The sequence below is a fragment of the Ensifer sp. KUDG1 genome (assembly GCF_050434285.1).
Lineage (GTDB): Bacteria > Pseudomonadota > Alphaproteobacteria > Rhizobiales > Rhizobiaceae > Ensifer.
The window spans coordinates 382290-395758 of sequence record NZ_JBNDIG010000004.1 but is presented as its reverse complement, the minus strand read 5'-3'; the positions used below and the strand labels follow the sequence as shown (position 1 = coordinate 395758).

At 62.2% G+C, this 13469-nt stretch carries 9 protein-coding genes; 8 read left to right on the top strand and 1 reads right to left on the bottom strand.

Annotated features, from left to right (window positions below; genetic code table 11):
* From M2267_RS14305 to M2267_RS14295, 3 genes are all read left to right on the top strand, one after another.
* On the top strand, positions 1-5161 hold a 5161-nt coding region (locus tag M2267_RS14305), incomplete at its 5' end, for a beta strand repeat-containing protein (protein WP_429115098.1).
* Between the two features lie 72 nt (positions 5162-5233).
* The gene (locus tag M2267_RS14300; protein WP_429115097.1) at positions 5234-5599 is read left to right on the top strand and encodes a hypothetical protein; all 366 of its coding nucleotides are present in this window, start codon (positions 5234-5236) and stop codon (positions 5597-5599) included.
* A gap of 10 nt (positions 5600-5609) precedes the next feature.
* Entirely contained in the window at positions 5610-6827 is a 1218-nt protein-coding gene (locus M2267_RS14295; protein ID WP_429115096.1) for an ABC transporter substrate-binding protein, read from the top strand.
* A gap of 94 nt (positions 6828-6921) precedes the next feature.
* Here the strand turns inward: M2267_RS14295 and M2267_RS14290 are convergent, their stop codons facing one another.
* Complete coding sequence (locus tag M2267_RS14290) at positions 6922-7668, bottom strand: GNAT family N-acetyltransferase (protein WP_429115095.1); 747 nt, start codon at positions 7666-7668, stop codon at positions 6922-6924.
* 202 nt (positions 7669-7870) lie between these two features.
* Between M2267_RS14290 and M2267_RS14285 the strand changes: the two genes are divergently transcribed.
* Genes M2267_RS14285 through M2267_RS14265 form a run of 5 tightly spaced genes read left to right on the top strand, consistent with a single transcriptional unit; the run spans position 7871 to position 13456 of the window.
* Positions 7871-8920 (top strand): LacI family DNA-binding transcriptional regulator, encoded by a 1050-nt coding sequence (locus M2267_RS14285; protein ID WP_429115094.1) that lies wholly within the window; start codon positions 7871-7873, stop codon positions 8918-8920.
* Between the two features lie 2 nt (positions 8921-8922).
* On the top strand, positions 8923-9888 hold the full coding sequence (locus M2267_RS14280; protein ID WP_429115093.1) for an ABC transporter permease: 966 nt from the start codon (positions 8923-8925) through the stop codon (positions 9886-9888).
* Positions 9888-10790: a carbohydrate ABC transporter permease gene (locus M2267_RS14275; RefSeq protein ID WP_291151043.1), complete on the top strand. Its 903-nt coding sequence runs from the start codon at positions 9888-9890 to the stop codon at positions 10788-10790. The genes M2267_RS14280 and M2267_RS14275 overlap by 1 nt, the downstream gene beginning before the upstream one ends.
* 49 nt (positions 10791-10839) lie before the next feature.
* The gene (locus M2267_RS14270; RefSeq protein ID WP_429115092.1) at positions 10840-12261 is read left to right on the top strand and encodes an extracellular solute-binding protein; all 1422 of its coding nucleotides are present in this window, start codon (positions 10840-10842) and stop codon (positions 12259-12261) included.
* The gene (locus M2267_RS14265) at positions 12251-13456 is read left to right on the top strand and encodes an ADP-ribosylglycohydrolase family protein (RefSeq protein WP_429115091.1); all 1206 of its coding nucleotides are present in this window, start codon (positions 12251-12253) and stop codon (positions 13454-13456) included. Before M2267_RS14270 ends, M2267_RS14265 begins: the two co-directional genes overlap by 11 nt.
* The last annotated feature ends 13 nt before the right edge of the window (positions 13457-13469 follow it).

Genomic DNA, 13469 nt, shown 5'->3' with positions numbered 1-13469 from the left:
CACGCATACGGCGAGCTTCAAGGCGAACGGCAACGGCTATCTCGGCACCTTCTCGCTCGACCCGCTGAACCAGGCAACCGATCAGGTCGGCTGGACCTTCAAGGTCGCCGACGGCGTCATCGACTCGCTGCAGGCCGGCCAGACGCTGACGCAGACCTATGACGTCACCGTCGATGACGGGCATGGCGGCACGGCGACGCAGACGGTGACGATCGTGATCACCGGCACCAACGACGCGCCGATCATCACCTCGGGTGTACAGAGCGGTGCTGTGACGGAGATCGCCGACAAGGCGACGGGTGAGAACACGATCACACACACGCAGGGCGGTGCGGTTGGCTTTAGCGATGTCGATACGCTCGACACGCATACGGCGAGCTTCAAGGCGAACGGCAACGGCTATCTCGGCACCTTCTCGCTCGACCCGCTGAACCAGGCAACCGATCAGGTCGGCTGGAGCTTCAAGGTTGCCGACAGCGTGCTAGACTCTCTGCAGGCGGGCCAGGTCCTGACGCAGACCTATGACGTCACCGTCGACGACGGCAAGGGCGGTACGGCGACCCAGACCGTGACGATCACGATCACCGGTACCAACGACGCCCCGGTGATCACGTCCGGTTGGCAGCTCGGCGGCGTGGTGGAACGCTTCGACGGTTTTCCGGGCGAGAACACGGTTACGCATACGCAGGACGGCACGATCGGTTTCCGCGATGTCGATACGCTCGACACGCACACGGCGAGCTTCACGGCGAACGGCAACGGCTATCTCGGTACCTTCTCGCTCGACCCGCTGAACCAGGCAACCGACAAGGTCGGCTGGAACTTCCAGGTTGCCGACAGCGTGCTCGACTCGCTGCAGGCCGGCCAGATCCTGGTGCAGACCTACGACGTCACCGTCGATGACGGCCACGGCGGCACGGCGACACAGACGGTCACGATCGTGATCGCCGGCACCAACGACGTTCCGGTGATCACCTCGGGTGTGCAGAGCGGTGCGGTGACGGAGATCGCCGACAAGGCGACTGGCGAGAATGCGGTGACGCACACGCAGGACGGCGCGGTGACGTTTACGGACGTCGATACGCTCGACACTCACAGCGCCAGCTTCTTGCCGCAGGGCCGTGGTTATCTCGGGACCTTCTCGCTGGATGCGGTCGATCAGGCAGCTGACAAGATCGGCTGGAACTTCAAGGTGGCTGATGGCGTGCTGGACTCGCTGCAGGCCGGCCAGACGCTGACGCAGAAGTACACCGTGTTCGTCAATGACGGTCATGGCGGCATCGCGGCACAGACCGTTACGATCGTGATCACCGGGACGAACGATGCGCCGGTGATCACCTCCGGCACGCAGAGCGCCGTGGTGACAGAGCGTGGCGACGGTGCGGCCGGCGAGAACGCGGTGGTGCATGTCAACGCCGGCAAGGTGGCTTTTGCCGACGTCGATACGCTGGATGTCCACAGCGCCAGCTTCAAGGCGAACGGCGACGGCTATCTCGGCAAGTTCTCGCTCGACCCTGTGAACCAGACGGCCAACTCGGTCGGCTGGACCTTCAAGGTCGCCGACGGCGTCATCGACTCCCTGCAGTCTGGCCAGACCCTGACGCAGACCTACGACGTCACCGTCGATGACGGTCATGGCGGCAAGGCGACGCAGACGGTCACGATCGTGATCACCGGCACCAACGATGCCCCGATCATCACCTCGGGCGTGCAGAGCGTGACTGTGACCGAGCGTGCTGACGGCGCGGACGGCGAGAATGCGGTGGTGCATGTTCAGGGCGGCACGGTGGCTTTTGCCGACGTCGATACGCTGGATGAGCATAGCGCCAGCTTCAAGGCGAACGGCGACGGCTATCTCGGCAAGTTCGCGCTCGACCCGGTGAACCAGGCGGGTAATTCGGTCGGTTGGACCTTCAAGGTCGCTGACGGTGTCATCGACTCACTGCAAGCTGGTCAGACGCTCACGCAGACCTATGAGGTGACCATCAACGACGGCCATGGCGGCACGGCAAAACAGACCGTGACGGTGGTGATCACCGGCACGAACGATGCCCCGGTCATTACCTCGGGTATTCAGAGCGGTGCGGTGACAGAGATCGCCGACAAGGCGACGGGTGAGAATACGGCCACGCACACGCAGGGCGGCACGATCGGCTTTTCCGACGTCGACACGCTGGATCAGCACAGCGCCAGCTTCAAGGCGAACGGCAACGGCTATCTCGGTACTTTCTCGCTCGGCTCGCTGAACCATGCAACCGACAAGGTCGGCTGGAGCTTCAACGTCGCCGACAGCGTGCTCGACTCGCTGCAGGCGGGCCAGGTGCTGACGCAGACCTATGACGTCACCGTCGATGACGGCAAGGGCGGCAAGGCGACCCAGACGGTGACGATCACGATCACCGGTACCAACGATGCCCCGGTCATTACCTCGGGTATTCAGAGCGGTGCGGTGACGGAGATCGCCGACAAGGCGACGGGCGAGAATACGGCCACGCACACGCAGGGCGGCACGATCGGCTTTTCCGACGTCGATACGCTGGATGAGCACAGCGCCAGCTTCAAGGCGAACGGCAACGGTTACCTCGGCACTTTCGCGCTCGACCCGGTCAACCAGGCGGGCGACAAGATCAACTGGAGTTTTAATGTCGCCGACAGCGTGCTCGACTCGCTGCAGGTCGGTCAGACGCTGACGCAGACCTATGACGTCACCGTCGATGACGGCCAGGGCGGCAAGGCGACCCAGACCGTGACGATCACGATCACCGGCACCAACGACGCTCCGGTAATCACCTCGGTCGCACAAGGCGGTGCGGTGACCGAGATCGCCGACGGGGCGACAGGCGAGAATACGGCCACGCACACGCTGGGCGGCGCGGTAACTTTTGCCGATGTCGATACGCTGGACACGCACAACGCCAGCTTCACGGCGCAGGGCAACGGCTATCTCGGCACTTTCTCGCTCGGTTCGCTGAACCAGTCGAACGATTCGGTCGGCTGGAGTTTCAATGTCGCTGATAGCGTGCTGGACTCGCTGAATGCCGGCGAGACGCTGACGCAGAAGTACGATGTGACGATCGCTGACGGCCATGGTGGCACGGCGATACAGACGGTAACGATCACGATCACTGGCACTGATGATGGCGTCAGCGTCAACGGGCTGTCGTCCAGCGCCGAAGAGACGGTTTACGAGAAAAATCTCTCGGATGGCTCTTCGCCGAATGTGGCTGCACTTACGCAGACCGGCAGCTTCTCCGTGACGACGCCCGACGGGCTCGCCGGCCTGAAGATAAATGGAACTGCGGTCGTGACGGGGGGCGCCTACGCCGTGGGCTCTACGGTAGACACGGCACTCGGACTTCTGACGATCACCGGCTACATGCCGACGACGGTCAATGGCACGGTGACGGGCGCAACCTTCACCTATAGCTATCTGCTGCAGGACAACAGCTTGGGACATACTGCGGCTGGAGCCGACAGCGGGGTCTTCGATAACTTCGTCGTCGCGGTGACCGATGAAGATGGCTCGACGAGCAATGCCACGCTCAACATCCGGATCGTCGACGATGTCCCGACCATCCAATCCATCAGCAGTGCCTACATGGGCAACGGTACCGGCGCGCTGGAAGGTGTCATCAATGCGACGCCAGGCGCCGACGGCATCAAAATCTACAAGATCGACAGCGTCGGTGGGCTGCCGGCCGGCTGGACCACGACAGGAACGGGCACCGGACAGGTGCTGGTCAAGGACAGCCTTGGCGCCAGCATCTTCCGCCTGACGACCAATCCCGACGGCACCTATCAGCTGGAGCAATTGAAGGATCGCCCCGGGGAGGAAAAGACCGTCGACGGCAACAGCGAGATTTCCAATAAACCGCAGGAAGAATATGACTTCGGCTTTGCGGAATTCGAGGCACTCGCAAGGTCCGGAGGCTCCGATCCGAAGTTCAATGCCTATTCCGTCAAAGACGGAAACGAGTTTGGCATCGGCAACACCTCATTCACGGCCAACGAGAAATTCAGCATCACTCTGGAAGCCGACGTCACATCGTTTACACTTCAGCTCGGAAAGGTTCAGAGCGCCGGGACCATTGAGATCAAGGTCAGGGACGGCAACGGTGCGCTGATTGCCCTTCCCGATCCCATAACCGTGGCCAAGGGCCAGGAAAGTATAACGATAACCTCAAGCGTGCTTGGCAAGTTCGACTATATCGAGCTCGTCGGCAAGGGTGACATCGATCTCGCCTTCAAGCCGGTGTTCAGCTACGTCGAGTCGGCCACCAAGTCGGATTTGACACTCACCTTTGGAATTACCGGGCAAGACAAGGATGGGGATCTGTCGAACTCCTCAACGCTCACCTTTGTGTCCGATGGCTCTGGCAGCATCACGGGCAGCGCCGGGAACGATGTCATCCATGGCGGTGCCGGCGATGACAAGCTTTACGGCCTGGCGGGCAACGACATCATCTATGCAAGCGCCGGCGACGACGACATCGATGGCGGTGCAGGCACCGACCTGCTCAATTTCTCCGACGCGACGGGACCCGTCACGTTTACCCTGGTGCAAAGCAGTGGAGAGACCGACGCAGATCTGTCCAGTGTCGGTCTGGGCGAAGAAGACTACCGCAACATGGAAGGTGTCATCGGCTCGGACTTCAACGACAGGCTCTACGGAAGCGCCTATGGCGACATTCTGGCCGGCGGCGCGGGGAACGACACGCTTTCGGACAATGGCGGGAATGACACGCTCTATGGCGATGCCGGCAACGACACGCTGATTGGCGGTTCGGGTGACGATATCCTCTATGGTGGCATGGGCGTCGACAGGCTGACGGGCGGTTCGGGCGACGACACCTTCGTGCTCGATGCAAGAGACCTTCAACTCGACATCGCCGACGTCATCACAGACTACGACAGCAAGGACGATTTCGTCGATCTGTCCGCGCTGCTCGGCAATCTTCCGGCAAACACACAGCTGGATGGCGACTATGCCCAGGTGGTTCAGGACGGAAAGAACGCCAACCTGCAGGTGGATACCGACGGCAATGGCGGCAGCGACGGCTGGCATACGGTTGCCGTGCTGGAGAACTTCAATGTCTCGACGGACGTGGTGAAGGTCCTGTTCAACGATAACGGGACGAAAACGTCTCAAGACGTCCACTAACGCAAGGTCGATCTCGACAGTTCAGCGGTTCTCGGCAATCATCCGGGAACCGCACATTCAGGGGGAGCTTTCATGAGCAGAAGCATGCTGGCGGGGATAATGCTCGCACTGTTGCCCGTATCCAGTTTCGCGGCGGACCTTATCGGCGACTATGCGCCGGTGGCCCGGCAGTGCACCGAGATCAGCCAGTCCGCGCTGACGGTCGATCAGGACGTGGCGACGCTGACCAGGGAAGTCGTGTCGCGCATGGACGAGGCGATCGCTGTTGCTGACGATCCGCGCTGGATCGCCTCGACGCGACCGGCCTTCGTCTGGGCGTCCGAAACCAAGGTCGCCTGCGGCAAGGCCTACGGTTACTTGCAATCCAACTGGCGCGACGAGGACTACATTGCCAAGTGCGATTGCTTCTACGCCAAAATGCGGCACTTCATGAATTGAGACAGCCGGTATGATCGACATGCCCCACGTTGTGGTTTCCCCGGCACGGCGCGTGTCGTCGTGCCGGCAATGGCTGGCACTCGGCGTGCTGGTGCTTGGCGTCCTTTCCGGCTGCCAGGGAGCTCCCACCGCTCCTGAAGTGCTCGACGTCGAATCGCCACAGGCAAGGCATGCCCGGCGCGCGGCCGAGCATGCGGTGAAGCCGCAGGAGAGCTTCGGAAGCGGCGCAACACGCATCGGGCTCATCACGGCACTGATGGCGCCGTCGGGCGAAACGGTGCGCGAACGCGACATTCGCGACGGTGCGTCGCTCGCGGTGGACGAGGTGGGCGGTGGTCAACTTTCGCTGCTGGTCGAAAATACCGACGGCTCGCCGCAGCAAGTCCAGGACGCCGCCAAGCGTCTCGCCGGCCAGAATGCGGCGTTGATTGCGCTAACGGTTGCGGACGTGCCTGTCGGCACCGTCCGCCAGGGGCTTGGCGCTTCGCGCGCGCCGTTGCTGGCGTTGCGCGGCAACGGCGCCGAACGGCCAGCCGGCACCTTCGCTTTCGTTTCCGACCGCATCGACAGTGCTGTCGAGGGCGCGTCCTATGCTTTCGCCTCCGGCCGCAAGCGGCTGGTGGTGCTCTTGCCCAGCGATGTCTCGGCCGCCGAGCGGCAAAGGCTGGACCGCGGCCTGGCGGGCTATGGCATCAAGCCGACGCTCGTCGCCGTAACCGGTACGGCCACATTTTCGAATGACGCCGCCGCCAAGGTGAAACTCAAGGACGTCGATGCCGTTCTCCTGCTCGGGTCGGAAGGCGGCGAGGTCGCTGCGCTGTCGCAGCTCAAGGCCAACGGCTATCTGAAGCCGAACGCGATGGTCGTCGGAACGTCCGGTTGGACGAATGCCGCCTACAAGAAACCGGAGTTTTCCGGAAGCCACCTTTGTCTGTTCGGTCCGGAGAACGGCTCGCGGATGACGTCGCGCTTTCTCGATCGCTACGAGCGCGCGGCAAGTGCGGACGCGGCCTATGGGTTCGACGTCATCGCCCTTGCAGCCGGTCTCGTGCGGTCCCAGGGGGAGGGTGCCATCAACCAGGAAAGTATCCGCGCGCCGAACGGCTTTGTCGGTGCTGCCGCCACGTTCCGGTTCACACGCGACGGCTCGGTGCAGCGAACCTGCGCGATTTATCAGGTGACCGCCGGCAGCGTGAAGCTTTTGGATCCTGCACCCCGCTCGTTCTGACGGGTCTTGCTCACTGAAAAACGAATGCGGCGACGGTCGTGGTTGGCGTGGCGTCCATAGGGTAAGAGGCAGGCGAGAGCGTAGCCCTTAAGCTTCAGGATATTCGCAAGCTGGCACCGCGTAGCCGCAGGCCGAGGCGGGCGGCGACGCGTTGCGATGAGACGTTGTCTCGATCGGTGCTGTAAAACAGGGTGCGGGAGCGAAGTGTCGGCAGCTGTGACCAGCCGGCCGTCGCAGCGGCGCCGAAACCCCGTCCCCGAAACGCCTTGGCGGTCACAAGTCCGAGTTCGGCCCCGGTATCGGCGAGCCGTGCCGCAAATGCCAGCGAGGCGACCTCGCCGTCGACGATGGCAGCGCACCAGGGCGTCCAGAAGTCGGCCACCTCGCGGAAGCCAAGGTCGAACCAGGCCTTGGGAATCCGGTCCGTCGCCCAGCTTCGCATCATCCCTGCGCCTTCTTCGGAGTCGCTGCCAACGAGCCGTGCGTCACCTTGATAAGGGGTGTCGTGCGGCAGCTCGAAGACAAGGCCGAAATTATGTTCGGCAGGTCCGTCGCCACCAAGCAGCGACAGATAGCGCTCAAGGTGCACCGGCGTGTTGGGATGGACGAAGGGCGGTTCGGATGCGGCGAGCCCTTCAAGCTCCGCGACCAGACCGTCTGGCAGGTCCGCGCGTGTTGCGCACAGGTTTGTCTCCGCGCACCCGGCGAGCCAGAAGCGCGGGCCCGGCGTCTGATCCGGATCGTTCTCGCACACGATCCGCCCGTCGGGGCGTGTTCGAAACAATGTGTGGAAGTCTGTTTTCAGCCAATGGCTTGCTGGAATCATGAGGCGATTGTTCAATAGTTTTCCGCATCCGTCGAGTGCGTTCCTGGCTTGCGGGAGAAGGTGCCCACGCCGAATTTGGTCGCGCGCAATCGGCGACAAATGAGCCTTGTGTCTAGGCGGGAGATTTCACGTCTTGCCAAAGCGTGAACGCTCATGGTAACGTTCCCACGAGCTTGAGGCCTGTCTTTCGATGATGGCTTCGGGCCCGGGAGGAAACATGAAGAACGGACCCCGGCAACGGGCCACCATTATCGACGTCGCGGAGCGGGCGGGGGTCTCGAAGAGCACGGTTGCGCGGGTTCTGGCCGGTTCTGCCAGCATTTCCGATGAGGCCCGCGATCGGGTGCTGAAGGCCGTTGCGGCCACCGGCTACGAGCGCAATCATCTCGCCGTCGGCATGCGCTCGGGGCGCAGCGGTCTGCTCGGCCTGGTCATTCCCGATATCACCAACCCCTTCTGGGCAGAAGTCGCTCGCGGCGCCCAGGATCGCGCCGCCAAGGACGACATTTCGCTCCTCGTCTTCTCGTCGGACTGGGATGCCGGCAAGGAAGCGACGCATCTGCGCGCCCTGCGCCGCGCCCGCGTCGATGGCGCGATCATCAACCCGGTCGCCGACAATTTCGATGATCTCGATCGCTTCGGCTTGCCCTTCGTCTTCATCGGGTCGAGCGCCGAGCGTTTCCCCGACACCTTGAGCGTCGGTTCGGACATTGCCCAGGCAGTCCGCCTTGGCATGGATATCCTCGTCGAGCGTGGACACCCGGCTCCGGCCCTGATGCTCGGTCCGCGGTCGCGTCTTGCACGCGCGCGGTTTCTGCGCGCCGTGCACGAGCATTGCGTGGCGCGCGACCTCGATCCCGACATCCTGCAGGTCGAAGAATCCGACTACACGGTCGAAGGCGGACGAAAGGCCATGGGACGCTTGCTTGCTGCGCCGTGGAGAGGCAGCCGCGCCGTTTTCGTCGCCAACGATCTGATGGCGCTCGGCGCCATGATCGCGGTTCGCGAGGCGGGGCTTCGGTGCCCGGAGGATATTTCCATTCTCGGCTTCGATGGCATTCCGGCGGGAGCGTTCTCCTGGCCGGGGCTGACGACGATCGAAAAGCCTGGTCGGCAGATCGGCATTCGCGCGGTCGAATGCCTGCTCGATCAGATTGCCGGTCGCCCGGAGCACGGCCGGATTTTTCTGCCGTGCCGACTGGTCGAGCGCGGTTCGCTTGCCGATGTCTCGGCCTTGGCACCCGTGCGCGCGGCGGCAGGGAGGTAACAATGACCGTAAGCAACGATCTTGTAGCGGATGCAGCCATGCCACAAAGTGGGAACGTTCCCAAAGTCCACCGGCAAAGCTTCACGAAAAGCGTGCGGCAATGGTGGCCCTATTACCTGATGATGGCGCCCGGCCTGATCTTCTTCGTGATCTTCCATTATTTCCCGATCTGGGAAGCCAAGATCGCCTTCGAGCAGCTGCGCATCATCCCACCGAACATCTGGGTCGGGATCAAGCATTTCCAGACGCTGTTCTCCTCGCCGATCTTCTGGCAGGTGCTGGCGAACACGCTGATCATCTCGACGATGAAGATCGTCTTCTTCTTCCCGATCCCGATCATCGTTGCGCTTTTGCTCAACGAGATTCGGGGCGGCGCTTTTCGCAAGTTCATCCAGTCGGCGATCTACCTGCCGCACTTCCTGTCCTGGGTCGTCATCGCCGGCGTGTTCATTGCCGTGCTCTCGCCAAGCGACGGTGCGGTCAACGATGTCATTGGTTTCTTCGGCCTGCAGCCCGTCTCCTTCATGACCGATACCGGTTCGATCCGCTGGGTCCTGGTCTTCTCGGAGATCTGGCGCTCCGCCGGCTGGGACAGCCTACTTTATCTCGCCGCCATCATCGCCATCGACCAGGAACTCTATGACGCGGCCGAGATCGACGGTGCCAACCGCTGGCAGAAGATCCGCTACGTCACCATTCCGGGCATCGTGCCGACCATTGCGACACTCTTCATCCTGAATGCCGGCATGTTCCTGAACGCCGACCTCAATCAGGTGATCAACTTCTCCAACGACGTGGTGCGCGCCAAGATCGATATCATCGACACCTATGTCTACCGCATCGGCCTGCAGACCGGCGAATACTCGCTGGCAACGGCCGCGGGTCTCTTCAAGGCCCTGCTCGGCATGCTGATGATCGTCGCCGCCCACCTTCTCTCGAAACGTCTTACTGGCAAGGGGGTATGGTGATGGCCGCCCACAACGTCCGCAGAACGCCGCTCGAGCGGCTCGAATATGCGATCATCGTCTCGACGCTCATGTTCCTTGTCGTCCTGACGGTCCAGCCGCTCTTGAACCTGCTCGCCATCTCCTTTTCGGATCCGGGCAAGGTTGCCGGCATGAGCGGCTTGACGGTCGTCCCGAATGGTTTCTCGACCGAAGTCTGGAACCTGCTGATCAACAACTCCGCGGTCCAGCGTGGTCTCTTCAACTCGATCTTCATCACGCTGGTCAGCACCTTTCTTGGTGTCGTGCTGACGGCGCTGATGGCCTGGGCGCTTTCGCGTCCCGGTCTGCCCGGCCGGCGCATCATCTTCGTCTTCGTGCTCGTCACGATCGTCTTTGAGCCCGGCATCATCCCGGACTACTTCATCAACAAGCGCCTCGGTCTGCTCGACAGCTACTGGTCGCTGATCCTCTTCAAGGTCGTCAACGCCTGGTACCTGATCATTCTTGTGCGCTTCTTCGAGGAAGTGCCGAAGGAACTGATCGAGGCGTCCGAACTCGATGGCGCCAATCCCTTCCAGATCTTCTGGTACGTGGCGCTGCCGCTCGCCAAGTCGGCGCTCGCGACCATCGCGCTCTTCTACTTCGTCTTCCATTGGAACGAGTTCTTCCGGGCGATGATCTACCTCAACGACCAGTCGAAGTGGCCGCTGCAGGTGGTGCTGCGCCAGTTCGTGGTCGAGGGCGACAAGCTCGCCATGGTCGGGGTCGTCGACAGCAACAACTACACCGGTGCGAGCCAGATCAATATTCGCGCGCTGAAGGCCGGCATGATCCTGCTGACCATCGCGCCGATCCTCGCGATCTACCCACTCATTCTGAAGTTCTTCACCAAGGGCACCATGAGCGGTGCGCTGAAGGGCTGATGATGCAGAACCCAGAGATAAAAGCCAAAGCATATTGGGAGGAACAAACATGCTTGGAAAAGTGATCCTTGGCGCAACCACCGCCATGGCATTGATGGCGAGCGTTGCCATGCCCGCCTTCGCCGATCCGGTGACGATCCGGGTCGTCTCTAAAGACCTGACGACGAGCAATCCGGACGACGTCAAGCTGATGAAGGCCTATGAGGAGGCGCTGAAGGCCAAGGGCACGGACATCCATATCCAGGTCATCGACCTGCCGTCTTCGGGCTATGCCGACAAGCTCAGCGCCATGCTTTTGTCCGGCGATATCCCCGACCTCATCTATTTCCAGGGTGGCGACACCAAGATGGCCGAGCAGGGCGTGCTGGAGGACTGGAACAACTGGCTGCCGAAGACGAGCTATCTGAAGGACGCGCTCTTCCCGCACAATGTCGAGCGGCTGAAGAACTACCCCTATCTGCTCTATGTCTACCCGCCGCGCATGCCACAGCCGGTGATCCGCACCGATTGGCTGGAAAAGTCTGGCGTTGCGGCGCCGAAGACGACCGACGACTACGTCTCGCTCTTCAAGTCGATCAAGGACGGTGACTTCGACGGCAACGGCAAGGCCGACAGCTACGGCGTGACCACCGCCGACAATACCCAGGAACTCGATGCCATCTTCAACCAGGCCTTCGGCGTGACCGGCACCTGGATGAAGAACGAGGCCGGCGAGTGGATCCATGCCCGCGTTTCCTCGGCGGAAAAGGCAAAGATCGGCTTCTACGCGTCGCTGCGTGAACAGGGTCTCTATGATCCGGAATTCATCACCACCAAGTGGGACGTGAAGGAAGACAAGTTCTACTCCGGCCGTGCCGGGGTGATCTTCGGTTCCTCCGCGGAAGTCATCGACATCTATGGCGGCAAGATGCGCCAGGCCCATCCCGGTGTGAACCTGAGCCTGCTTTCGCCACCGAAGGGTCCTGGTGGCCAGGGCCTGATGGCGCTCGACGTCTCCAAGGAAGCGCGCGGTCTCGCGATCGCGACGACCTCCGAACACAAGGAAGAGGTGGTCAAGCTGCTCGACTTCATCGCCAGCCCCGAGGGCCAGGCGATCGAACGGCTCGGCTTCGAGGGTGAGCAGTACACAAAGGACGGCGAAACCATCAAGCCGACCGACAAGCTCGCCACCTGGTATGCCCGTTTCCTCGTTGCCGCCAACTGGCAGCCACCGGTTCAGTGGCTCAGCGAAGCCGCGCAGCAATCGCTGAAGACGATCTCAGCCGACTTCAAGCCGGACAACGCGTTCGTCTGGCCTGCCGAATACGCCACCGACATCGACGCTACGGAAAACGTTTACCGGGCCTGGGTTTACAAGTTCGTCTCCGGCGAAGCCAAGATGGACCAGTGGGACCAGTTCGTTTCCGAGTGGAACGCCGCCGGCGGCGAGAAAATGACCGAATATGCAAGGACGGTTCTCAATGACAAATGATGCTCAAGGGCTCTCCCTCAAGGGACGGGTTCGGGCGCTTCTCTTTGGCGTCGCCTACGGCGACGCCATCGGGGCGCCGGTTGAAAAACTCTCCGCCGCGGAAATCCGCGAGCGCTATGGCCGGGTGGCGTCACTCGATACAGAGTGGCACCGCATGAAGCAGAACGAGGCGGCCCGTAACGGGCGTGTGCGTGGCGGCGGCATCGTCACCGACGATACGCTGATGACCCTTTGCGTGATGTCGATCTACGACGACGTCAAGCGCCACCTCGATGCCTGGGACATGGCGTCGGGCATGGTGCGCGAGATCGCCTGGACGCCGCGCTGGGTGCCGGAACTGCAGCGCGAAACGATGCTGATCGAGCGGCTGTTCTATCCGGAGAAGTGGATCTTCCAGCGCCATCAGCTTTCGGGTTGCGATCCGCGCCAGGGCGGCGTCGGCAACATGGTGAACTGTGGCGCGGCGATGTATATCGCGCCGATCGGCGTCGCCAATTCCTGTGATCCGAAGGCGGCCTATGACGAGGCAATCGCCTTTGCCTCCGGCCACCAGCAGAGTTTCGGCCTGGAGGCTGCCGGCGTACTGGCAGCCGCAGTCGCCGCCGCTTTCGTGCCGGGCACCACGCTCGATGCGGTCATCGAAGAAACGCTGGCCGTGGCGAAGGACGGAACGCGTGACGCGATCGCCGATATCGTCGAGGCTGCGCGCTCATTGAAGGGTGCTGATCACGCCACTGTCGTCGCCGAATTCCACCGCATCATCGCGCGCTATTCGCCGATGGGCGACGACGTGCAGCACACGCCGCAGAAGGCCGGTATTGCCACCGACGCCTACCAGCCGTCGCGTCTGCACGCGATCGAGGAACTGCCGCTGGCGCTCGGCTTTGCCGTCGTCAATGACGGTGATTTCTACAAGTCGATCATCGACGGCATCAACTCCGGCCGCGACACGGACTCGATCGGCGTCATGGCCGGCGCGATCCTCGGCGCCATGTACGGCGAAAGCATTATCGACCGGGCGATGGTCTCCCAGCTCGACCGCGTCAACAAGCTCGATCTCTACCGATCGGCCGATGCCTTTACCGCAACGGTGACCGCAATCCAGGCCGCCGACCACAAACGCGAAACGGCGCGGGCCACGGCGCGCGCAGGCCTCTTTGCCGTACCCGAGCTCACCCAGGTTCCCAGTCTCTAGAATTCGAAAGTAT